Source organism: Amycolatopsis sp. NPDC051373, from assembly GCF_040689465.1.
Classification (GTDB): Bacteria; Actinomycetota; Actinomycetes; order Mycobacteriales; family Pseudonocardiaceae; genus Amycolatopsis.
In genome coordinates this window covers 491,518-513,764 of record NZ_JBFBAE010000001.1, presented here as the reverse complement: position 1 = coordinate 513,764, position 22,247 = coordinate 491,518, and the positions used below count along the sequence as shown (strand labels likewise).

The following is a 22,247-nucleotide window of genomic DNA, read 5'->3' as shown; positions in this document are numbered from 1 at the left end:
ACTCAAGTTTTCTGACGTTGTACAAGCCGATGGTCCTCGGTCAGGGCTGTCACCTAGACTTTTCACAGAGCGCATGAGGTGAGGGATGGACGCTTTCAACCCGACCACGAAGACCCAGCAGGCTATCTCGTCGGCGGCACAGGCGGCCACGATGGCCGGCAACCCGCACGTTTCGGCCGCCCATCTGCTGGGCGCCCTGCTGGCGCAGGGTGAGGGCCTGACCGCACCACTGCTGACCGCGGTCGGGGCCGACCCGGAGGTGGTCCACAAGGAGCTCGACCCGATCATCCACGCGTTGCCGTCCGCGACGGGCGCCACCGTGTCGAGCCCGCAATTCGACACGAACGCCGTGAAGTCGCTGACGCACGCGCAGAAGCTCGCCACCGAACTCGGTGACGAGTACGTGTCGACCGAGCACCTGCTCGTCGGCCTCGCCACCGAGGGCGGCCAGGTCGCAGACCTGCTGAAGCGCCACGGAGCGACGCCGGAGGCGTTGCAGGAGGCGTTCGCGAAGGTGCGGGGTTCGGCGCGCATCACGAGCGCCGACCCGGAGAGCACGTTCAAGGCGCTGGAGAAGTACGGCGTCGACCTGACCGAGCGCGCCCGCGCCGGTGAGCTCGACCCGGTCATCGGGCGCGACACGGAGATCCGCCGTGTCGTGCAGGTGCTTTCGCGGCGGACCAAGAACAACCCGGTGCTGATCGGTGAGCCGGGCGTCGGCAAGACGGCGATCGTCGAGGGCCTGGCCCAGCGCATCGTCGCCGGTGACGTGCCCGAATCGTTGCGGGGCAAGCGCGTGGTGGCCCTGGACCTCGGGTCCATGGTGGCCGGCGCGAAGTACCGCGGCGAGTTCGAGGAGCGGCTGAAGGCCGTGCTCAAGGAGATCACGGACTCGGCCGGCCAGGTCATCACGTTCATCGACGAGCTGCACACGATCGTCGGCGCCGGTGCCACCGGCGAGGGCGCGATGGACGCGGGCAACATGATCAAGCCGATGCTCGCGCGCGGTGAGCTGCGGATGGTCGGCGCGACCACGCTCGACGAGTACCGCCAGCACATCGAGAAGGACGCGGCTCTGGAGCGGCGCTTCCAGCAGGTGCTGGTGGGCGAGCCGTCGCCGGAGGACACGATCGCGATCCTGCGTGGGCTCAAGGAGCGCTACGAGGTGCACCACGGTGTCCGCATCACGGACGCCGCGCTGGTGGCCGCCGCGACGTTGTCCGACCGCTACATCACCGCGCGGTTCCTGCCGGACAAGGCGATCGACCTCGTCGACGAGGCCGCCTCCAAGCTGCGCATGGAGATCGACTCGCGCCCCGTCGAGATCGACGAGGTGGAGCGCGCCGTGCGGCGCATGGAGATCGAGGAGATGGCACTGTCCAAGGAGGACGATGCCGCTTCGATGGAGCGTCTGTCGGCGTTGCGCGCCGAGCTGGCGGAGAAGCGGGAGACGCTGACCGCGTTGACCGCGCGTTGGCAGAATGAGAAGGGTTCAATCGAGCGCGTCCGCGAGTTCAAGGAGCAGCTGGAGCAGCTGCGCGGCGAGTCGGAGCGCGCCGAGCGCGACGGTGACCTTGGCAAGGCCGCCGAGCTGCGCTACGGCCGGATCCCGGCGCTGGAGAAGGAGTTCGAGGCGGCCACGGCCGCGTCGGAGGTCAGCCAGCAGAACGTGATGCTGAAGGAAGAGGTCGGCGCGGACGACGTGGCCGACGTGGTCAGCGCGTGGACCGGCATCCCCGCCGGCCGGCTGCTCGAGGGCGAGACGGGCAAGCTGCTCCGTATGGAGGAGGAGCTCGGCCGCCGCGTGATCGGGCAGGAACAGGCCGTGCAGGTCGTGTCCGACGCCGTGCGGCGGGCGCGGGCCGGTGTCGCCGACCCCGACCGTCCGACGGGTTCGTTCCTGTTCCTCGGGCCGACCGGCGTCGGCAAGACGGAGCTGGCGAAGGGCCTGGCCGAATTCCTGTTCGACGACGAACGCGCAATGCAGCGCATCGACATGAGCGAGTACTCCGAGAAGCACTCGGTGGCCCGCCTGGTCGGCGCCCCGCCGGGCTACGTCGGCTACGACCAGGGCGGCCAGCTCACCGAGGCCGTGCGGCGCCGCCCTTACACGGTCGTGCTGCTCGACGAGGTGGAGAAGGCGCACCCCGACGTGTTCGACGTGCTCCTGCAGGTCCTCGACGACGGCAGGCTCACCGACGGCCAGGGCCGGACGGTGGACTTCCGCAACACCATCCTCATCCTGACGTCGAACCTCGGCTCCCAGGCCATCGCCGACCCGTCCCTGGACGAGAACCAGCGTCGCGACGCGGTGCTGGAGAGCGTGCAGCGGCAGTTCAAGCCGGAGTTCCTGAACCGGCTGGACGACATCGTGGTGTTCCACGCCCTCGGCACGGAACAGCTGACGTCCATTGTGGATATCCAGGTCGCCCGGCTCGCGGCGCGCCTGGCCCAGCGGCGGCTGCACCTGGAGGTCACCGACGGTGCGCGCGAATGGCTGGCTTTGAACGGCTTCGACCCGATCTACGGGGCCCGGCCGTTGCGTCGGCTGGTGCAGTCGGCGATTGGTGACCAGCTGGCGAAGAAGCTGCTGTCGGGGGACATCCGCGATGGTGACACTGTGCGGGTGGACATCCCGCAACTGGAGGCCGGAGACACGCTGACGGTTGAGCGGGTCTGACGGCTGCTGGTTCTGAACGGCCCTTCCACTTCGGCGGGAGGGCTGTTCTGTGTTTGTGGGGTGGTTCGGTTTGGGCTGGCCCGGGGGGGTTCGTTTCGGTTGGGGGGCGAGTGGACCGGTGTTGCCGCGGCTCTGGGGCGAATGGTCCTTTCGCGTGGGCTTGGCGGCGCGAGTGGGCGGTTGATACCTCCGTCGCTGCACGAGTGGACCGCTGGCGCGGACCCGATGGCCCGTTGCTCGGCGGGACCGCTCGCGCCGCACGGACCGATTGCGCTGACCGGCGGGACGCGAGTGGACCGGCCGCGCTCGGCGACGGGACGCGAGTCGACCGTTCGCGCTCAACAGGGCGGCGCGAGTCGACCATTCGCGTCAACGACGCGGCGCGAGCGGACCGTTCGCGCTCAGCGGCCAGCATGAGTGGGCCGATCGTGCGGTGTTTCTGTGGCGAGTGGTCCTTTCGCACGGGCTTGGGGTGGTGAACGGCCCCATTCGCGCCAGAGCTATCGCGCGACGGGACCGATCGAACCGCGCCGAGGGACGTGCGCGACGGGACCGCTCGTGCCGCGCGGCACGGCGAGCGGACCGTTCGTACGTCGCAGCGGGCGCGAGTGGACCCATCGTGCCGTCGTTCGGTGGCGAGTGGTCCTTTCGCGCGGGTTCGGTGGCGTGAACGGGCCGTTGGTGCCGGAGCTATCGCGCGACAGGGCCGCTCGAACCGCGCCGAAGGACGTGCGCGACGGGACCGCTCGTGCCGCGCGGCACGGCGAGTGGACCGGCCGGACTCGGCGGCGCGGCGCGGCGCGAGTGGACCGTTTGTGCTCGGCAGCGGGCGCGAGTGGACCGATCGTGCCGTGTTTCGGTGGCGAGTGGTCCTTTCCCGCGGACTCCGCGTCGTGATCGGCCCGATTGCGTCACCGGGCGAGTTCGCGCCCGTCGTGGAAAGACTTGCCCGTCGGGCCGTCCGGGCCCACCGTGGCGAGCCGGATGGCTGCCACGGCGCCCTCTTCGGCGTGCGCGTGCCAAGGAAGGCGTTGAAGTCCGTGGCCGCGTGCCCGGGGCAAGTGGAGTTGATCTTGATGCCCGTGTCGGCCAGTTCGTGGGCGTAGTGGGCGGTCAGAGCGTTGAGTGCGGTTTTCGAGCTCGAGTACGGCATCGACGGCTGCCCGGCCCACGCGCCCGGCTCGGCGAGGGAGCCGCGCATGCTCGAGACCATCAAGATGCGGCCGGCGGCCGATTCGCGCAGCAGTGGCAGGAAGGCGTTGGTCACGCGGACGATGCCGAACACGTTGGTCTCGTAGACCTGGCGCATCGCGGCGACGTCCTCCTGGGACGGCAGCCCGTGTTGGCGCCGGTGTTGTTGACCAGCACGTCGAGGCAGCCGATCGTCCGCACCGCGGCGGCGACCTCCTCGTCCGAAGCCGCGTCGAGCCGGACGAAGCGGCCGCCGACCTCCGCACGGAGGCCGCGGTGCCGCGGAACCGGTCGCGGGAGGCCGAGCCACACGTCGAAACCGCGGGCGGCCAGGCCGGCCGCGATCGCCTTGCCGATGCCTTTGCCGGCGCCGGTCACGAGGCAGTCGGTGTTGTCATGACAACACCGCACCTCGGAAGGTGTTGTCATGACAACGACGCAGTACAGTGACCCGCTGTGGATCGGCTGGCCGGCGACGAGCTGGAGTTCTGGCACGCGTTCAAGCACGCGGCGGAGTCGGTGCGCGCCCGCGTCGCGGAGGACATCGCGACGGCGACGGGACTGTCCGATCCGGACTTCGGCGTGCTCGCGCGCCTGGCGGACCACGCGGGACGGCTGCGGCAGAACCAGCTCGCCGAGTCGATGGGCTGGCACCGCAGCCGGCTGTCGCACCAGCTGACGCGGATGGAGCAGCGCGGGCTCGTCGAGCGCCGGCCCGCGGACGACGGCGTCGAGGTCCTGCTCACGGAGTTCGGCCGGGCGGAGGCGGAGCGGGCGCGGCCCGTGCACGCCGCCGCCGTGCGGGAGCACCTGCTCGAGCCGCTGGGCAAGGACGACGTGGCGACCGTGAAAGCGGCGCTCGACCGTCTGCGAACCGCGAAAAAGCCCAGAGATTAACCGATTTGTCGACCCGGCACGGGGAGCTGTCCCGAAAGGGGCGCGCCGACACGGTGCGGGCGTTCGGATGTAACGGCCGAGCAGCGATACCCTCACCGTCGTGGGTATCTCGGCGTGGATCTGGTTCGTCATCGCCGCCGTCGCGCTGGTGGCGGGGCTCGGCCTGCTCGCGGCCGACCGGGCCAAGGAAGGCTCGCGCAATCGCGAGCGCATGCGCTGGGCCCAGTTGCGCGGCTGGCAGTTCGTGGAGGAGGACGAGCGGCTGCCCCGGCAGTGGTCGGGCGGCGCGATCGGCTACTTCGGCGCCGACGCGGCCGTGAACGTCGTCGCGGGCTCCACCTTCACCTCCGACGGCCGCCGCCCGGTGTTCATCTTCGACATCGAGTCCGAAGGCCAGATCCCGGCGACGGTCGTGGCCGTGCGCTGCAACAAGACGCACCGCGTGCCGGTCGAGATGTGGCTGTCGAGCGTGCCGTTCCAGCGCGAGAACATGCCCGAGATGCTCGGCCCGATCGGCCAGCGCTACGCCTTCGCCGACGACTCCGAAGGCGCCCGCGCCGTCATCACCCAGGAGCTCGTCGACGCGGCCGACCAGCTCGGCGGCGACGTCGGCGTCGCCTGGCTCGAAAACGAGTGGGTCCTGGCGAGCGTCGTGCCCAACGCCGGGCCGTCGCGCCTCGAGCGCCTGCTGCGCGACCTCGGCGAGATCGCCGACATCGTCGACCCCTTCGACGAGGACTACGACACCGGCCGCACCTGGACCCCCGCCGCCGGCACCCCCGCGCCCGGGGCTGCTGCCACGGCGTCTGCTTCGGAGCCCCGCTCGGCCACCCGCGCCCCGTCCCCGGCGGACACCCGCGCGACCACCCCGGTCGACACCCGCGCGACGACCCCCGTCGAAACCCGCCCGGCCGACGCCCCGACCCCGCCCGAGCCCCGCACCCCCTCCAGCGGCCCGAGCACCTACGGCTCCGTCCCGGCCACCCCGCCGGCGAAACCGGACCCGGACGTCGACGAAGACTGATCCCGAACGCGAAAACGGCCGCCCCGAAAGGCGGCCGTTTTTCATGTCCGGCTCAACCCACCACCGGCATCCGACACCTCAGATCCGGCACCCCCAGCGACCCGAGCACCGGCGGCTCCGTCGCGGCCGACCCGCCCGGATCCGGCCTTCGACGAAGGCTGACCCCACACGCGGAAAGGGCCGCCCCGAAAGGCGGCCGCACCAACATTCTCAACCCAACGGCGGCGTGGAAAACACTGCATCCGGCACCACCGGGGTCCCGAACGCCGTCACCCCCACCGACTGCGTCTGCCCGATCCGCGGCGAAACCGAAGTCCCGGTCGAAACCCGCGCCGAAGCCGCGTCCGCCGCCGCCATTTCGCCGCGGAAACCGTTGCCCGACAACGACTGCGTGGTAAGCAGGAAGCCCGAAACCGGCCCGACGTCTGCCGTGGCGAGGTGTCGCTGGCCGACGTCGGAAACATCCAGCGAGCCGACGAACCGACCCGTCCCGTGTTGCTCAGAGTTGGCCACCACCGAACCCAGCCCGCCGAAGTCCACGGCGTGGCCGGACGTCCGGTGCGCCCCCACGCCGCTGCCGAGATCGCCGGCGAAGCGCCCGGCACCGACGTCGCCGGAGGAATCCGTGAGGACGTCGACGCCGTAGGGCAGCCAGACGCCCTCCGCCGTGGCAGCACCAAGACGGGAGCCCGGCGAGGAAGACGTGACCCGCGACGAGTCCCCCGCCATCAGCCGCACCGGCGAGCCCGCCCGGAGTTCGTGGCGCTGTGACTGCGAAAAGCCGTTTGTCGTTTTCACCGCTGTGAGTGAATCCGAAGGGCCGTAACCGGTGGTGTCGGACACCGCCTGCGTCAGGGAAGAAGCCGCCGACACCGGCAACCCCCGCGTCGCCACGGAGGTGTCGCGCACGACCCCCACCGATGCCGCCGAGGAGTGCACGGAGTGGTCGAGACTGCCGTGCTGCTGCAGGTCCAGCGGCAGGCCGTCGAGGGGAAGAGTGGGATCGGCCAGCGCGGACGCGGGGCCGGCGAGCAGCAGTGCGAAGGGTGCCGCACCGGCGGCCACCTTCGGAAGGTAGCCGGGCTTTCGCTGGGTGTGCTTGCCCATGGGCCGGACCATACTTCGCCACTGGGACAAACGCGACTGCAGGTAGGTTCGCCCCATGACCGCCACCGCCGTGATCACCGGAGCCACCGCGGGCATCGGAGCGCAGTTCGCGCGCACGCTCGCCGCCGAGAAACACGACCTCGTGCTCGTCGCCCGCGACCAAGAGCGCCTCGAGGCGTTCGCCAAGCAATTGGCAGAACGCCATCAAGTCAACGCGGAAATTCTCCCCGCCGATCTGTCCGAAGTAGACGGACGCGCGAAGGTCGAGGAACGGCTCACCGAAAAACCGGTGAACCTACTGATCAACAACGCCGGTTTCGGCCTCTCCGGCGACTTCTGGAAGATCTCCCCCGACGCACTGCAGCGCCAGCTCGACGTGAACGTCACCGCCGTCCTGCGCCTCACCCGCGCCGCGCTGCCCGGCATGGTCGAGCGCGGCCACGGCGACATCATCAACGTCTCCAGTGTCGCCGGCTTCTTCTCCGGCCGGGGCTCTACCTATACGGCCAGCAAGAACTGGGTCACGTCGTTCACCGAAGGCATCGCGACGTCACTGCCACCCGGCGTACGGATGATGGCTCTGTGCCCCGGCTTCACCACCACGGAGTTCCACGAGCGCGCGGGCCTCGCGAAGGAAGGCCCGAAGGCGTTCTGGCTCGGCGCCGAGCAGGTCGTGGACGAAGCGCTCACGGACCTGCGCCGTGGCAAGGTGATCTCCGTGCCGAGCCTGCAGTACAAGGCACTGGTCGCCGTCACCGGCCTACTGCCGCGCGGGGTGCTGCGCCGCCTGTCGGCCGGGTTCGGCAACCGCTCGCGCACGTGAGGTAGGGCTGCCCCCACCCCTTCCCGGCGAGCTGGCACCAGGGTGCGAACCGCCTTCGCTGCCTAGCGTTTTCCCCATGACGGATGAGGCAGTGCGGCTGCGGGCTGTGCGGAAGGACTACGGGCGCGTCACCGCGCTGGCGGGCGTCGACCTGGTGTTCCCGCGCGGCGGGTTCACCGCCGTGATGGGGCCTTCGGGCTCGGGCAAGAGCACGTTCCTGCACTGCGCCGCGGGCCTCGACCGCCCCACCGCCGGCTCGGTGCACCTCGACGGCCAGGACCTCGCGAAGCTCTCGGAGACGCAGCTGACGAAGCTGCGCCGCGACCGGATCGGCTTCGTGTTCCAGGCCTTCAACCTCCTGCCCGCGCTGACGGTCGAGCAGAACGTCGTGCTCCCGCTGCGCCTGGCCGGCCGCCGCATTGACCGCAAGCTGGTGACGGGCATGCTCACGCACGTCGGCCTCGCCGACCGGCGCCGGCACCACCCGGGCGAGCTGTCCGGCGGCCAGCAGCAGCGCGTGGCCATCGCGCGGGCGCTCGTGGCGCGCCCGGCCGTGCTCTTCGCCGACGAGCCCACCGGTGCCCTCGACACGCGCACCGCGGCCGAAGTCCTTGCCCTGCTGCGGGATTCCGTGCGCGGCGGGCTCACCGTCGTGATGGTGACGCACGACCCGGTCGCCGCCGCGCACGCCGACCGCGTGGTCTTCCTCGCCGACGGCCGCGTCGCCGGCGAGCTCGCCCACCCGACGCCGGAAGCCGTCGCCGCGCGGATGACGCACCTCGGCGCGTGGGCCGGCGCCGTCGCGGTCGGTGGTGCGTGATGTTCCGGCTCGCGCTGCGCACGCTTCGGTTGCGCAAAGGCGGTTTCCTCGCGACGTTCGTGGCCGCGTTCCTGGGCGCGGTGATCGTGTCGGCGTGCGGTGGCCTGATGGAGACGGGCATCCGCGCCGACGCGCCCCCGCAGCGGCTGGCGGCCGCGCCGATCGTCGTGGCCGGGCAGCAGGAGATCCGGCTGCCCAAACGCGATCCGGACGAGGGCAAGCTCAAGACCGAAGCTGTCGCGCTGCCGGAGACCGTGCGCCTGGATCCGGCGCTGGCCGACAAGATCCGCGCGACGCCCGGTGTGTCCACTGTGGTCAGTGACGTCAACATTCCCGTTGCGCTGCCGCGAGGACCGGCAACCGGCCACGCGTGGGACTCCGCCGTCCTCACGCCGTTCACACTCACTTCCGGCCACGCTCCCGGCGACGGCGAGGTCGTCGTCGCCGTCGTGACCGCGAAACCCGGCGACACCATCCAGCTCGCCGCCCGCGGCACCACCGGCACCTACCGCGTCGCCGGCGTCGCCACCGCGTCAACGACCGCGCCCACGATCTTCTTCACCGCCGCCGAAGCCGCTCGCCTGGCCGGAAACCAGGTCGACGACTTCGGCGTGTTCACCAACGAAGACCCGGCCACCGTCGCCGCGCGCCTGAACCTCGGCGACGGGGTCGTCGCGCTCACCGGCGACGACCGTGGCCACGCCGAATTCCCGCAGGCCGACGCCAGCGGCACCAATCTCGTGGTCCTCTCCGCCGTCTCCGGTGGCCTCTCCGTGCTCGTCGCGTTGTTCGTCGTCGCCAGCACCTTGGGCCTCGCGACGCAGCAGCGCCGCCGGGAGCTGGCTCTGCTGCGCGCCATCGGCACCACTGGGCGGCAGCTGCGCCGGATGGTGCTCGGCGAGGCCGTGGCGATCGGCCTGCTCGCGATCGCCGTGGCCGCCGCGCTCGGCCCGCTACTCGGCCGCTGGCTCTTCGGCCGCCTGACCAACGCCGGCGTCGTGCCCGACGTCGTGCGCTTCCACCAGGGCTGGCTGCCCATGGTCGTCGCCGCCGGCGCGACGCTGCTCGCCGTGGTGCTCGCGGCCGTGGTCGCGGCCAGGCGCGTGAGCCGGATCCGGCCGACGGAGGCGCTGGCCGAAGCCGCTGTCGAACGCCGGTGGCTCACGCCCTTGCGGCTGATCGTCGCCGTGCTCTGCTTCGGCGGCGGGACAGCGCTCGGAATCGTGACGCTCGCGGTGATGACCGGTCCCATCGCGGCGAGCACGGCGGGGCCCGCGGTGATGCTGTGGGCGATCGGCGTCGCGGCGATCAGCCCCGGCGCCACGTTGGTCATGGCGATGCTGCTGCACGCGCCGGTCCGCCTGCTCGGCGGCGTCACCGGCTGGCTGGCGCTGGCCAACACGCGGGCCGCGGCCACGAAGGTGTCGGGCGCGGTCACGCCGATCATGCTCGCCGTCGGCATCGCGACGGCCAACATCTACCTGCAGACCACCACGCAAGCCGTGTCACAGCAGGCCTTCACCGAGGACCTGCGCGCCGACGCCGTGGTCGCGGCCCCGGCCGGCGTCAGCCCCGAACTGCTCCAGCGCGTGCAGGACGCACCGGGCGTCGCCGCCGCGTCGGAGTACGTGACCAGCACCGTCTTCGTCACCGCTCCCTACGACGACAGCCAGGACGACGACGGCCACCCGGCCCTCGGCCTCACCACCGGCAGCGCTGCCCAGACGACGTCGGCGAAAGTCACCGCAGGCAGCCTCGACACGCTCGCCGGAGACGCCGTCGCGTTGCCCGCGAGCATGGCCACCGAGCTGCACCGCGGTGTCGGCGACGTCGTCACGCTCCGGCTCGGAGACGGGCACGAGGTGACCGTTCGCGTCGTCGCACTCGTCGACCAGCGCACCGGGTTCGAGACGCTGCTGTTCCCCGCCGGCCTGCTCGCCGCCCACACCACCGCGGGCCTCGCGCCGCAGGTGCTGGTGCGCGCCGCACCCGGTGTCGACCAGGCCCGGCTCACGGCCGGCCTCACCACGGCCACCGCCGGCCTGCCCGTGTCCGTCGGCGACCGCGAGTCGCTGCTCGCCGCGCACGCAACCGGTGACGCGGTGGGCGCGTGGGTCAACTACCTGATGATCGGGATGATCATCGGTTACACCGTGATCTCCGTGGTGAACACGCTCGTGATGGCCACCGCGCGCCGTCGCCGCGAGTTCGGCCTCCAGCGTCTCGGCGGCTTCACGCGTAAACAGGTGCTGCGCATGGCGGGTGTCGAAGGCGGCCTGATCGCGACGATCGGCGTGGTGCTCGGCACGGTCGTCTCCGCGGGTGCGATCGTGCCGTTCTGTCTGGTGGCCACGGGTTCGCCGCTGCCGGCCGGGCCGATCGGGATCTACCTCACCGTGGTGGCGACCGCCGCCGTGCTAGCGCTGGTGGCGTCGCTGGTGCCCGCCTGGGTGGCCACGCGGGCGCGGCCCGTGACCGCCGTCGCGCTCGGCGAGTGACGAGCGGGCTTGTCGGTGGCGTGTGTAAGACTCTCGGCCGTGGCGTACCCCGGGTTGGATCAAAGTGCGAAGCTCGAACTGGCCAGGCTGGTCACCGAACTGGCCGTGGTGCACGGCAAGGTGACCCTATCGTCGGGCAAGGAAGCCGACTACTACGTCGATCTCCGCCGGGCGACCCTGCACCACGCGGCGGCGCCGCTCATCGGGAAGCTGCTGCGGCAGCTAACGGCCGACTGGGACTACGTCGCCGCCGGCGGCCTCACCCTCGGCGCCGACCCGGTCGCGCTGGCGATGCTGCATTCCGCCGCGAGCGACGGGATGGTGCTCGACGCCTTCGTCGTCCGCAAGGCGGTGAAGGAGCACGGCATGCAGCGCCGCATCGAGGGCGTGGAGGTGCGCGGGCAGCGCGTGCTGGCCGTCGAGGACACCTCGACCACGGGCGGCAGCGTGCTCACGGCCATCGAGGCGCTGCGCGAGGCCGGGGCGGTCGTCGCCGGCGTCGCCACGGTGGTCGACCGCGACACGGGCGCGCGTGAGGCCATCGAGAAGGAAGGCCTCGAGTACCGGTACCTGCTGAACAAGGACGACCTCGGCCTGAGCTGAGCGCGATTCTCGAAGATCCCCGAGAATGCGTGCGTGACGAACACCCCCTCGCCGGTGTCCCCCTGGTGGAAGGGGGTGTCGTGACCACGACGGAGCTCGACGACGCGACGCTGGTCGGCCGCGCCCGCGACGGCGACGTGAGGGCGTACGAACAGCTCGTGCTGCGTTACCAGGCGCCCATGTTCCGGCTCGCGGTGAAGATGTTCAACCACCGCGGCGACGCCGAGGACGTGGTGCAGGAGGTGTTCCTCGGCGCCTGGCGCAAGCTCGCGCAGCTGCAGGGCGACAGCGCGTTCGTCGGCTGGCTCTACCGCAGCACCGCGAACCGCTGCCTCAACGTGATCCGCGCGCGCCGTCCGCAGGCCGACGTCGACCTCGAGCTGGCCGAGTCGCCGCGCACCGACGGGCGGCCCGAGCACGCGGCGCAGGTCAACGGGCAGCTCGAGGCGCTCAACGGGCAGCTCGAGGCGCTCAACGCGGCGTTGCAGCAGCTCACGCCGCCGCAACGGGTGTGCTGGCTCCTGCGTGAGGTCCACGGCCGCTCCTACGACGAGATCGCCGAGGTCGTCGGGGTGAACGCCGCGGCCGTCCGGGGCCGCATCGCCCGGGCTCGGGCGCAGCTGGCGGAGGTGATGAAGCCGTGGCGATGAACGAGACCGCCACAGATTACGAACTGCCGTGCGGCCGGGACCTGGACGCGCTCTGGGACCGGCTCGACTCGGTCGACGCGCACGAGGCGACCTGCCCGCACTGCGGAACCGCGCGCGAGAGCCTGCTCGCCCTGCGTTCGGCGACGGCCGAGCTCGTCGCCTCGCCCGATCCGGTACCGCCGGGCCTGGTGGGACGCATCATGTCGCCCGTGCGGGCCGAGGCGCGGCGCGGGCAGATGCTCGACCTGCCGACGCCGGAGCCGGGCCGGGTGGAGGTGAGCGAGGCGGCTGTGGCCGTGGTGCTGCGCTACGCCGCCGACTCCGCGGGTGACGTCCGGGCCCGCCGCTGCCGCGTGCGCACGGTCGGAATCGCTTCCGACGGGGGCGGGGTCGTCGAGGTCGAGCTCACCCTCGCGGTGCGGCTGGGGAACGTCGACGGTGCCGAGACGCTGGCCCGGGTGCGCGAACGCGTCACGACCGCGGCCGCTGCGCGCGTCGGGCTGACGCTCGCGAAGCTGGACCTGCTGGTCGAAGACGTGTACGAGGACGGGGAATGACGGGCGAGGCCGAGTACGTGATCGCGGACCCGGTGGTCGCGAGCGTCGCGGCCCGGGCCGCGCTCGTCACCCCCGGCGTGGTGCGGCTGGAGCCGGGCCTGCGCGGCCTCGTCACGGTGTGGACGCGGGCGGCCCGCGGGCGGTGGCAGGGGCTGGATCCGGCGCCGATCGACGGCGTACGCGTGCGCGACGTCGAGGGTGGGCTGTCGGTGGAGGTCGACGTGGTGACGTCGTCGTTCGACCAGGCCGCCGCTGTGGGGCGGGCGGTGCAGCGGTCGGTGACGCGCGTGGTGGCCGAGCAGACGGGGCTGACGGTCGACGCCGTGGTGGTGTCCATTGTGGATATCGAGCTGGAGCGCCGGTGAACATCGCCGAGGGCATCGTCTCGGCGCTCGCCGACGTGGAGGGGCTGCGGCCGGCGGTGGAGCGGATTCGGGGCTCTGCGGTGGATCTGATTCCGGAGGCGGTGCAGATCCGGCTGATCGCCACGCGGCTGCCGTTGCCGCCGTTGCTGGCGCGCGCGGCAGCCGTGGTGCGGCCGGTGCTGGCGGACACGGAGTGGGCGGGTGCGACACTGCGGCTGATCGTCACCGACGTCGATGCCGGCGCGTTTTCCTGAGCCCTGTGTTTTCTTTAGCGCTGTGTCACACGATCGGGTCGTGACGATCACCGGGCCGTTGTGTCGAAGCGGCGACGGGGCAGGAAAGCCTTGTCCCGCCTCGCTTCCCAACCTACCGAGGGAGAAGTCCGATGACTGCCGCAGAGAAGACCGTTGACCTCGTAGTGGCTCCTGGCCTCGTGACCGACCAGGGCACCACGACGATCGCCGACGTGGTCGTGCAGAAGATCGCCGGCCTCGCCACGCGTGAGGTGCCGGGCGTCCACGCGCTGGGCGGGGGCGCGGCGCGTGCGCTGGGTGCGCTGCGCGACCGGAGCCCGGGCGCGTCCGCGAGTGCGGGCCAGGGCGTGGCCGTGGAGGTCGGCGAGAAGCAGGCGGCAGTGGACCTGGAGATCGTCGTCGAGTACGGCGTGCCGATCGCGGACCTCTCGCGCCAGGTGCGACGCAGTGTGATCGGTGCGATCGAGCGCATGACGGGCCTGGAGGTCGTCGAGGTGAACATCAACGTCGGCGACGTGCACATCCCGAGTGCGGACGAAGAGCCCACCACGAGTGATCGGGTGCGCTGAGGATCTTTCCGGCGCAGGGTTCGTACCCGGAGTGACCACTCCGTTACCCCTCGGGTGAACGCGTTGCTCCCCTGGGTGGAACATCACAGCGAGTGAGGAATTTTCGCCCGCCGGGGCACGGTTACCGGAGTAACGTCGCTGGTAGAAGCCGTGGGGAAAGGGGGCGGTGGTGAGCGCTTCGGTTGCGCATTTCCTCGCCGACGTGACGGTGGCGGTGCACATCCTCGCCCTCTTGTTCATCGGGCTCGGCGGTTTCCTCGCGTGGCGCTGGCCGCGAGTCGCTCTCGTACACGTGTTTTTCGCGGCCTGGGGCGTACTGGTGAACGTCACCCCGGTCCCGTGCCCCCTGACCGCGGCGGAGAACTTCTTCCGCCACCAGCAAGGACTTGGCGACCTACCGGGCGGGTTCAACGCGTACTACCTGTACGACACGGTCGTGCCGCGTTCGCTGCTGCCGGCCGTCGCGGCGATTGCCTTGGCCCTGGTGATTTTCTCGTACGTCGGCGCCTACCACCGCTGGCGCCACCGCCACGATGACACTCCGGCTCACCGCGTCCGCCTGGGCTGAGCGAGAATCGTCCCTCGTGACGGAAGATCCCGAGGCCGGGCCCACCGAGTGGGTGGGCCGTGAGCCGGTTGGCGTGGGTCCGTGGGTGGGCGAGTGGCCTTCGGATCCGCGGTACGACCCTGAACTGTTGGAGCACGGCGATCGTCGGAACGTGGTGGATGCGTACCGGTATTGGCGCCGTTCGGCCATCGTGTCCGATGTGGATGCTCGCCGGCATCCGTTCCACGTGGCGATCGAGAACTTTCAGCATGACCACAACATCGGGACGGTCGTTCGGACGGCGAATGCCTTCGCTGCTGCCGAGGTGCACATCGTGGGGCGCCGGCGGTGGAACCGTCGTGGGGCGATGGTGACGGATCGGTATCAGCATTTGCGGCATCATGAGGATGTTGCCGGGTTGGTGTCTTTCGCTGCCGCTGCCGGGTTGGCCGTGGTGGCGGTGGACAACACCCCTGGGTCGGTGCCGGTGGAGGTGGCTTCGCTGCCGCGGGAGTGCGTGCTGCTGTTCGGGCAGGAGGGGCCGGGGTTGTCGGACGAGGCTCAGGCTGCGGCGTCGATGGTGGTGTCGATTGCGCAGTTTGGGAGTACGCGGTCGATCAATGCCGGGGTCGCGGCGGGGATTGTCATGCATGCTTGGGTGAGGGAGCACGCCGATTTGTCTCGGTCTTGGTGATTGCGGAGGAAACTCCGATTTCAGTTCCGCGACGGTCTGGACCACGTGTCTGGGCGGAAAGACTCGCCTTCCCGCGTGGTCCAGACCGCGCGCTGAGGTAGCCGCTGCCGCTGCGAACGGGGCCGCGGCGGCGCCGGCTGCTCAGCTGGCTTGGCTCAAATTGTCAGCGCTGGGCAGGAGCCGGAGCGGAGACACCAGCGCGGCGCTGAGCGGGAGCCGGTGCGGAGACGCCGGCCCGACGCGCGGGAGTGGCCGCACTGCCGCGCTGCGCGGGAGCGGCGACACCGGTCCGGCGGACGACAGTGGGTGCAGTGCCGCGCTGGGCCAGGGCGGAGACGCCGGTGCGACGGACGGCGGCCGCTGCGGTACCGCGCTGGGCAGGGGCGGAGACGCCGGTGCGGCCGGCAGGGGCCGATGCCGCCCGGCGCTGGGCCGGAGCAGCCGTACCGCGCGGGGCGGGGGCGGTAGTGGCGCGTTCGGCGGGCGCAGGGGCGCTAGTGGCGGTGCGCTGAGCGGCAACCGGAGCCGGAGCACTGGCGGGCGCCGCGTTGGCGGCCGGGCCGAAGAAGGCCAGTGCGCCGCACTCGGCGGCCAGGCCGATGAGACCGGAAACGGTGAGCTTCTTGGCGTTCATGGTGTTCTCCCCGACTGTCGAGTGGATCTTGGACACCACCGAACGTAGGGGCGTGTTGTCAGGAACCGGTTTCAATCGCGTCAGGCCGGGATCAGGGGGCGCCATCCTGCGCGAACGGGCAGAATCGCGGCTATGAGCGTCGACCGGGTTGGGCGGGCGGCTGCGGCGGAACGCGCCGTGCGGGGGCGGCACCTGCGGCGCGTCTGGGGTGTGCCCGCGACGGTGCTGGGGCGCAGCGGCTGGCCGCCGACCGCCGGGCAGCGGCTGCACTGGCACTGGAACTACTGGTGGCAGGCGCATTTGCTGGACAGCCTCGTCGACGCCCAGCTGCGCGACCCGCGGCCCGAGCGCGCGAAGGTGATCGGGCAGTTCGTGAAGTCCGTGCACTTGCGCAACTTCGGCAAGTGGATCAACGACTATTACGACGACATCGCCTGGCTCGGCCTTGCCCTGCAACGCGTCCGCGCGCTAGGTATGCCCAATGTGGATCCTGCCATCTCGGACATCGACGCCCAGCTCCACGAAGGCTGGACCGACGACGCCGGCGGCGGCATCTGGTGGCGCCGCGGCGACACCTTCAAGAACGCCCCCGCCAACGGTCCCGCCGCCATCTTCCACGCCCGCGAAGGCGACACCACCCGCGCGCGCGACATGACGAAGTGGCTCACCGACACCCTCGTCGACCCCGCAACCGGCCTCGTCTGGGACGGGCTCCGAGTCGACACCGGCGAACTGATCAAGCACATCTTCACCTACTGCCAAGGCGTCTACCTGGGCGCGTGCCTCGAACAGTCTGATGTGGAATCCGCTTCGCGCACCGTCCGCGCCATCGCCACTCACCTCGCCCCCGGCGGCATCCTCCGCGGCCAAAACGGCGGCGACGGTGGTCTCTTCGCCGCCATCGCCGCCCGCTACCTCGCCCTCGCCGTGCCGCGCCTGCCCACCCCGGCAGCCGCCACCGCCCGCACCCTCGTCCTCACCACCGCGGACGCCTGCTGGTCCGGCGCCACCCAGACGCCCTCTGGCCCCCTGTTCAGCGCCGAATGGGCCAACCCCGCACCTCCAAGCCCGCCACCTCCCGGAGCCCCCGAACGCGACCTGTCCGTCCAAACCGGAGCGTGGATGCTCCTCGAAGCCGCCGCGACGCTCGCCTGACGATGGCCTTCCTTCCACCACAACGATTCCTGTACGGCGTCGCCCTCAGCCGTTTTCGCCGGGTTGCGCCGGTAGATGCCCCCCGGGGGAGGGCGGGGGCTGTGGTCCGGGGTGGGCCCTGCTGCAGCAAGGAAGGTCTGGTCAGGAGCTTGCGCAGCGCCATGCTCGCAGCTGGTGTGAGAACCGGGCTGTCGACGCGATCGCGCGAAGACAGAAGAAGAAGCTCAGCAGCCGCACGAAGCGCGGTGCAAGAACCGCGGCGCCAGCCGCACCGCTTCAGGACGACGATCCGGCTCCTGCACCCGCGCCATCAACAACTGCACCGCCCGCCGGCCGATTTCCGAGATGGGCTGGGCCATCGTGGTGATGGCGGGGGAGACCGTGCGGGCCCAAGCCATGTCGCCGAAGCCGACGACGGCGAGTTCGGCGCCGATGCGGATGCCGCGGCGGTGGGCTTCCCATTGGACGCCCATGAGCATGGCCTCGCCGGCGACCACCACGGCGCTGGGGGAGGGCCAGCCGTCCAGGAGTTTGGCGGCGGCGCGGGCCGCGCCGCCCGGGGAGGACATGCCGCAGGCGACGAGTTCGGGGTTGTAGCGCAGGCCGGTGCGGTCGAGGCCGAGGCGGTAGCCCAGAGTGCGTTCTTCGCTGACGGCCGAGTCGGCGGCGCCGGTGATCATGGCGATGCGGCGGTGCCGACGCGAAGCCAGGTGCTCGACCAGCGAAGACACCGCCTGGATGTTCTCCGAGCCGACCTGGTCGACGTCGTTGCGGCCGGCGATGCGATCAACCAGCACCGTGGGGACGCCCATGCGCACAAGGCCGTTGATGACCGCGTCGTCGCCGGGGGCCGGAACCAGTAGGACCCCGTCGACCCGATCCGCCCGCAACGCACGCACCACGGCCGCCTCTTCGGCCACGGAATCGTGCGTGTCGGCGAGCATGAGATCGCACCCGGCGCGCGCGGCGGCGCCGCGGATCGCGCGCAGCAGATCACCCGTGTACGGGTTCGCGTGCATGCCCAGGGCAACACCGAACCGGTGGGTGACCGGCGTACCCCAAACCGGGATCTCCGGCGCCAGAGCGGTCATGTCCGTGCCCTCGTCGTCGTGCTTACCCAACGGTAACCGCTCGGGAGGCCCAGCCGAGATGCACGAAAGGCGATCCACTCCAAGAATCACCGGTGTGAGTGAACGGTCAGGCCGCTCCGGGGCACCCGCACGACTGTCGGTGGCGCAGCGTGGGCGGCAGCCGCACGGTCTCGGCCGCGCGCGTCGGCTCGGCGAGGCGGGCCAGCAGCAGCTGCACGGCGCGGCGGCCGATCTCCTCGATCGGCTGCGCCATGGTGGTCAGCGGGGGGTCCACCAGGTCGGCCCACTCGACGTCGTCGTACACGACCACCGGCAGGTCACGGCCGATGCGCAGGCCGCGCCGGCGGGCCTCGTGCAGGACGCCGACCATCATGCTGTCGTTGGCCACCACCAGCGCCGTCGGCCGTTCCGGCAGCGCCAGCAACGTGCTCAACGCCAGCGCGCCACCGTCGCGGTGCGAGTTCCCGCAGGCGACGAGGCCGGGCGACCACGCGAGCCCCGAACGGCCCAAGCCCAGCCGGTAGCCGAGCACTCGCTCGTCGCTGGTCGTGAGGCCCGGCGCGCCGGAAATCATGCCGATCCGCCGGTGTCCGAGCGACGCCAGGTGAGCGGTCAAAGCCGACATCGCCTGGATGTTCTCCGCCCCGACCTGGTCGACGTCGGTGCGGGTCGAGAGCCGGTCGATGAGCACCGTCGGCACGTCCAGCGACACGAGTTCGCCGATCACCGGACCGTCGCCCGGGGAGGGAGTCACCAGCAGGCCGTCGACGCGACGGGACCGCAGGGCCCGCACCACGTCACGCTCGGTCGCCGCCGTGTCGTGCGTGTCGGCGAGCAGCACCGTGTAGCCGTTGGCCGAAGCCTCCCGTTCGATCGCCTGCATCAGCGCCGCGAAGTACGGGTTGGCCACCAGCGAGACCGCCATGCCGATCGAGCGCGTACCACCCGTGACCAGGGAACGAGCGATCGCGTCACCGGTGTAGCCGGTGGTCTCGATGGCCCGCAGCACCGCCGCCTTCGTGTCCTCCGCGACGGCGCGCGTGCCATTGACGACGTGCGAAACCGTCGTGATCGACACCCCGGCGAGCTCCGCGATGTCGCGCTGGGTGGGCCGGGAGGAGCGGGTTTGTGGCATGTCAGTCCTTAACCAGGTTCACTCGCAAGCGTTTGCGCAAACGCTTGCGACATGACATGAGTCTGTCTACCTTGCCGACCATCGGCAACCTCGCAGGAGGGTATTCATCCATGAGACAGCGCAGTCTCTCCGCGCTGGCGTTGGCCGCCGTGGTCGGCACAGTGCTAGGCACCGCCGGCTGCACGGTCGAGCGCCACTGGGGCGGCAACACGACCCCGGCCGGCAGCGGCAAGGCCAAGGTCGGGCTGGTCACCAAGACCGACACCAACCCGTACTTCGTCGAGCTGCGCAACGCGGCCGGCGCGGCCGCGAAGGCCAATGGCGCCGACTTCAGCGCGCTCGCCGGCCAGTTCGACGGCGACAACGACGGCCAGGTCCGGGCCATCGAGAACCTCATGCAGCAGGGCGTGAACACGATCCTGATCACCCCGAGCTCGTCCACCGGCGTGCTCAAGGCGATCAAGGACGCGCGCGACGCCGGGGTGCTCGTGATCGCGCTCGACACCGCCACCGAGCCGGCCGACGCCGTCGACGCGACCTTCGCCACCGACAACTTCGCGGCCGGCCAGCAGCAGGGCGCGTACGTGAAAGCCGCGCTCAACGGCGTCGACCCCAAGCTGCTGATGGTCGACGGGACCGCCGGCTCCTCCGTCGACACCGAGCGTCACGGCGGTTTCCTCAAGGGCATCGGCCTCACGGACTCCTCACCCGAGATCAAGGGCCACACCCCCGCGAACGGCGACCAGAGCCTCGCGCAGCAGGGCATGGAGAACCTGTTGCAGCGCAGCACGGACATCAACGCCGTCTACTCCATGAACGAACCCATGGGCCGCGGCGCGTACGCCGCGCTGAAGGCCCGCGGCCTCACCGACCGCATCGTGATGGGCTCGATCGACGGCGGCTGCGAAGGCGTGCAGAACGTCAAGGACGGCCTCTACGCGGCCACCGTGATGCAGTTCCCGAAGAAGATGGCCGAACAGGGCGTGCTCGCCGCCGTCGACTACGCGAAAACCGGCAAGAAGCCCACGGGCTTCGTGAACACCGGCTCCACCGTGATCACCGACAAGCCGATGCCGGGCGTCCCCAGCCAGAACACCACGTGGGGCCTGCAGAACTGCTGGGGAGGCGCGAAATGACCACCGCGACGGTGAACGGCACCCGTGAGCGCGAGTCGCTCGGCGAGTTCCTCCTGCGCACGCCCGCGGTCGGCCCCGCGCTCGCGCTGATCGTGGCCATCGTGGTCTTCTCCCTGGCCACGGACACGTTCTTCGACCTCGACAACCTGTCCACAGTGGTCCAGCAGTCACTGGTCGTCGGCACGCTCGCGCTCGGCCAGACGCTGATCATCCTCATCGCCGGCATCGACCTGTCCAACGCGTCGTCGATGGTCGTGGCCACGCTGATCATGGCGAAGCTCGCCGCGGCGGGCGCAGGCGGCTTCGTGGCGCTGCTCGCCGGAATCGCGCTGACGGTGCTCGTCGGCCTGTTCATCGGCACGCTCGCCACGCGGATCAAGCTGCCCGCCTTCATCATCACGCTCGGCACGTTCACCGGTCTGACCGCCGTGGCGAAGCTGATCGCGGGCGGCCAGGCCGTGCCCGTCACCGACGGGCTCCTGCAATGGCTCGGCACGAAGCGCTACCTCTTCGGTGGCATCCCGATCACCTACGGCATGACGCTCGCGCTGATCATGTTCCTCATCGTCTGGTACTCCCTTACGAAAACCGCGTGGGGCAAGCACGTCTACGCGGTGGGCAACGCGCCGGAGTCCGCGCGCCTGTCCGGCATCAAGGTCAACCGCACGGTGATCTCCGTGTACCTGGTCGCGGGTTTCTGCTTCGGCATCGCCGCGTGGCAGGCGCTCGGCCGCACGCCGAACGCCGACCCGAACCAGTTCCAGCTCGGCAACCTCGACTCGATCACCGCCGTGGTCCTGGGCGGCACGAGCCTCTTCGGTGGCCGCGGTTCGGTGCTCGGCACGCTGTTCGGCGCACTCGTCGTGGCGGTGCTGCGCTCAGGCCTCACGCAGATGGGCGTGGACGGCAACTACCAGGACCTCGCTACCGGCGCGCTGCTCATCGCCGCCGTGGTCGTCGACCGGATCGCACGGAGGCAGCAGCAGTCATGACTTCCCACAACGGGCAGCAGACCACGCTTTCCGCGCGCGGCCTCGTGAAGCGCTACGGCCGCGTGACCGCCATCAACGGCGCCGACTTCGACCTCTACCCCGGCGAGGTGCTCGCCGTCGTCGGCGACAACGGCGCCGGGAAATCCAGTCTCATCAAAGCGTTGTCCGGTGCGCTGATCCCCGACGAGGGCGAGATCCGCGTCGACGGCCAGGTCGTGCACTTCAAGTCCCCTTTGGACGCTCGCCACCACGGGATCGAGACGGTGTACCAGGATCTGGCCGTGGCGCCGGCGCTCGACATCGCGTCGAACATGTTCCTGGGCCGGGAAAAGCGCCTGCGCGGGCCCTTTGGCGGGCTGGCGCGCAAGCTCGACACGGGCGAGATGCGCAAGGAGGCGCAGCGGATCCTCGACGAACTGGGCATCAACGTCAAGTCCATCTCTCAGCTCGTGGAGACGCTCTCGGGCGGCCAGCGCCAGGGGGTCGCGGTGGCGCGCGCGGCGGCGTTCGGCACGAAGGCCGTGATCATGGACGAACCGACGGCCGCGCTCGGCGTCGCGGAGTCGGCGAAGGTGCTGGAGCTGATCGGGCGCATCCGCGACCGCGGGCTGCCGGTGGTGCTGATCAGCCACAACATGCCGCACGTGTTCGACATCGCCGACCGGATCCACGTGCACCGGCTCGGCAAGCGCGTGGCCGTGGTGTCGCCGAAGACGCACACGATGAACCAGGTCGTCGGCCTGCTCACCGGTGCGCTGCAGCTCGACGAAGGCGGTGCGGTCGTGGAGGTCGCGGCCGCCACGCACGCCGGGCTGACCTGACGTG

At 70.8% G+C, this 22,247-nt stretch carries 22 protein-coding genes and 2 pseudogenes; 18 read left to right on the top strand and 6 right to left on the bottom strand.

The genetic code is table 11. The features are described 5' to 3' along the window. The first annotated feature begins 85 nt into the window (after positions 1-85). The gene (gene clpB / locus AB0383_RS02540; protein ID WP_366184667.1) at positions 86-2,680 is read left to right on the top strand and encodes an ATP-dependent chaperone ClpB; all 2,595 of its coding nucleotides are present in this window, start codon (positions 86-88) and stop codon (positions 2,678-2,680) included. A 1,078-nt stretch (positions 2,681-3,758) separates the two neighbouring features. Here clpB and AB0383_RS02535 read toward each other — a convergent pair. Further along, positions 3,759-3,989: pseudogene (locus tag AB0383_RS02535) on the bottom strand (SDR family NAD(P)-dependent oxidoreductase); the annotation flags it as partial. Next, positions 3,944-4,300, bottom strand: coding sequence for an SDR family NAD(P)-dependent oxidoreductase (locus AB0383_RS02530; protein ID WP_364169469.1), 357 nt, complete (start codon positions 4,298-4,300; stop codon positions 3,944-3,946). The gene AB0383_RS02530 and the pseudogene AB0383_RS02535, both read right to left, overlap by 46 nt. A gap of 27 nt (positions 4,301-4,327) precedes the next feature. Between AB0383_RS02530 and AB0383_RS02525 the strand changes: the two genes are divergently transcribed. Both AB0383_RS02525 and AB0383_RS02520 read left to right on the top strand, forming a co-directional pair. Beyond that, the gene (locus tag AB0383_RS02525) at positions 4,328-4,768 is read left to right on the top strand and encodes a MarR family transcriptional regulator (RefSeq protein WP_364169467.1); all 441 of its coding nucleotides are present in this window, start codon (positions 4,328-4,330) and stop codon (positions 4,766-4,768) included. A 100-nt stretch (positions 4,769-4,868) separates the two neighbouring features. Then, positions 4,869-5,513 (top strand): annotated as a pseudogene (locus AB0383_RS02520) (hypothetical protein); the annotation flags it as partial. Between the two features lie 489 nt (positions 5,514-6,002). Here AB0383_RS02520 and AB0383_RS02515 read toward each other — a convergent pair. Next, entirely contained in the window at positions 6,003-6,899 is an 897-nt protein-coding gene (locus tag AB0383_RS02515; RefSeq protein WP_366184664.1) for a hypothetical protein, read from the bottom strand. Between the two features lie 55 nt (positions 6,900-6,954). Here AB0383_RS02515 and AB0383_RS02510 point away from each other — a divergent pair, with 55 nt between their 5' ends. The 11 genes from AB0383_RS02510 to AB0383_RS02460 all read left to right on the top strand — a co-directional run bounded on the left by AB0383_RS02510 (position 6,955) and on the right by AB0383_RS02460 (position 15,279). Continuing rightward, a complete protein-coding gene (locus AB0383_RS02510; protein WP_364169462.1) occupies positions 6,955-7,722 on the top strand; it encodes an SDR family oxidoreductase in 768 nt (255 codons plus the stop codon). 76 nt (positions 7,723-7,798) lie between these two features. Continuing rightward, entirely contained in the window at positions 7,799-8,542 is a 744-nt protein-coding gene (locus AB0383_RS02505; RefSeq protein ID WP_366184661.1) for an ABC transporter ATP-binding protein, read from the top strand. Then, entirely contained in the window at positions 8,542-11,040 is a 2,499-nt protein-coding gene (locus AB0383_RS02500) for an ABC transporter permease (protein ID WP_366184659.1), read from the top strand. The genes AB0383_RS02505 and AB0383_RS02500 overlap by 1 nt, the downstream gene beginning before the upstream one ends. A 39-nt stretch (positions 11,041-11,079) precedes the next feature. After that, positions 11,080-11,643: an orotate phosphoribosyltransferase gene (gene pyrE, locus AB0383_RS02495; RefSeq protein WP_364169457.1), complete on the top strand. Its 564-nt coding sequence runs from the start codon at positions 11,080-11,082 to the stop codon at positions 11,641-11,643. 80 nt (positions 11,644-11,723) lie between these two features. Continuing rightward, positions 11,724-12,293: a sigma-70 family RNA polymerase sigma factor gene (locus tag AB0383_RS02490; RefSeq protein ID WP_366184657.1), complete on the top strand. Its 570-nt coding sequence runs from the start codon at positions 11,724-11,726 to the stop codon at positions 12,291-12,293. Continuing rightward, the gene (locus AB0383_RS02485) at positions 12,290-12,850 is read left to right on the top strand and encodes an Asp23/Gls24 family envelope stress response protein (RefSeq protein ID WP_366184897.1); all 561 of its coding nucleotides are present in this window, start codon (positions 12,290-12,292) and stop codon (positions 12,848-12,850) included. The genes AB0383_RS02490 and AB0383_RS02485 overlap by 4 nt, the downstream gene beginning before the upstream one ends. After that, positions 12,847-13,215, top strand: a complete 369-nt coding sequence (locus AB0383_RS02480; RefSeq protein ID WP_364169449.1) for an Asp23/Gls24 family envelope stress response protein — start codon at positions 12,847-12,849, stop codon at positions 13,213-13,215. The genes AB0383_RS02485 and AB0383_RS02480 overlap by 4 nt, the downstream gene beginning before the upstream one ends. Further along, positions 13,212-13,469 carry a hypothetical protein gene (locus AB0383_RS02475; protein WP_366184655.1) on the top strand — a complete coding sequence of 86 codons (258 nt, stop codon included), beginning with the start codon at positions 13,212-13,214 and terminating at the stop codon, positions 13,467-13,469. Before AB0383_RS02480 ends, AB0383_RS02475 begins: the two co-directional genes overlap by 4 nt. A 131-nt stretch (positions 13,470-13,600) precedes the next feature. Continuing rightward, entirely contained in the window at positions 13,601-14,038 is a 438-nt protein-coding gene (locus AB0383_RS02470) for an Asp23/Gls24 family envelope stress response protein (protein ID WP_366184653.1), read from the top strand. A gap of 169 nt (positions 14,039-14,207) precedes the next feature. Next, positions 14,208-14,606: a DUF2784 domain-containing protein gene (locus tag AB0383_RS02465; protein ID WP_366184651.1), complete on the top strand. Its 399-nt coding sequence runs from the start codon at positions 14,208-14,210 to the stop codon at positions 14,604-14,606. 16 nt (positions 14,607-14,622) lie between these two features. Next, positions 14,623-15,279: a TrmH family RNA methyltransferase gene (locus AB0383_RS02460; protein WP_366184649.1), complete on the top strand. Its 657-nt coding sequence runs from the start codon at positions 14,623-14,625 to the stop codon at positions 15,277-15,279. A 163-nt stretch (positions 15,280-15,442) separates the two neighbouring features. On the opposite strand, the gene AB0383_RS02455 is transcribed toward AB0383_RS02460, so the two are convergent. After that, on the bottom strand, positions 15,443-15,913 hold the full coding sequence (locus AB0383_RS02455; protein ID WP_366184647.1) for a hypothetical protein: 471 nt from the start codon (positions 15,911-15,913) through the stop codon (positions 15,443-15,445). Between the two features lie 132 nt (positions 15,914-16,045). Here AB0383_RS02455 and AB0383_RS02450 point away from each other — a divergent pair, with 132 nt between their 5' ends. Continuing rightward, entirely contained in the window at positions 16,046-17,068 is a 1,023-nt protein-coding gene (locus AB0383_RS02450; protein WP_366184645.1) for a glycoside hydrolase family 76 protein, read from the top strand. 224 nt (positions 17,069-17,292) lie between these two features. On the opposite strand, the gene AB0383_RS02445 is transcribed toward AB0383_RS02450, so the two are convergent. Together AB0383_RS02445 and AB0383_RS02440 are read right to left on the bottom strand one after the other, a co-directional pair. Beyond that, positions 17,293-18,159 carry a substrate-binding domain-containing protein gene (locus AB0383_RS02445; protein WP_366184895.1) on the bottom strand — a complete coding sequence of 289 codons (867 nt, stop codon included), beginning with the start codon at positions 18,157-18,159 and terminating at the stop codon, positions 17,293-17,295. A 106-nt stretch (positions 18,160-18,265) separates the two neighbouring features. After that, on the bottom strand, positions 18,266-19,294 hold the full coding sequence (locus AB0383_RS02440; protein ID WP_366184643.1) for a LacI family DNA-binding transcriptional regulator: 1,029 nt from the start codon (positions 19,292-19,294) through the stop codon (positions 18,266-18,268). Positions 19,295-19,404: 110 nt separating this feature from the next. On the opposite strand from AB0383_RS02440, the gene AB0383_RS02435 reads away from it, so the two are divergent. Genes AB0383_RS02435 through AB0383_RS02425 form a run of 3 tightly spaced genes read left to right on the top strand, consistent with a single transcriptional unit; the run spans position 19,405 to position 22,243 of the window. Further along, the gene (locus AB0383_RS02435; RefSeq protein ID WP_364169426.1) at positions 19,405-20,430 is read left to right on the top strand and encodes a substrate-binding domain-containing protein; all 1,026 of its coding nucleotides are present in this window, start codon (positions 19,405-19,407) and stop codon (positions 20,428-20,430) included. Beyond that, a complete protein-coding gene (locus tag AB0383_RS02430) occupies positions 20,427-21,422 on the top strand; it encodes an ABC transporter permease (protein WP_366184641.1) in 996 nt (331 codons plus the stop codon). Before AB0383_RS02435 ends, AB0383_RS02430 begins: the two co-directional genes overlap by 4 nt. Then, positions 21,419-22,243, top strand: a complete 825-nt coding sequence (locus tag AB0383_RS02425) for an ATP-binding cassette domain-containing protein (RefSeq protein WP_364169420.1) — start codon at positions 21,419-21,421, stop codon at positions 22,241-22,243. Before AB0383_RS02430 ends, AB0383_RS02425 begins: the two co-directional genes overlap by 4 nt. The last annotated feature ends 4 nt before the right edge of the window (positions 22,244-22,247 follow it).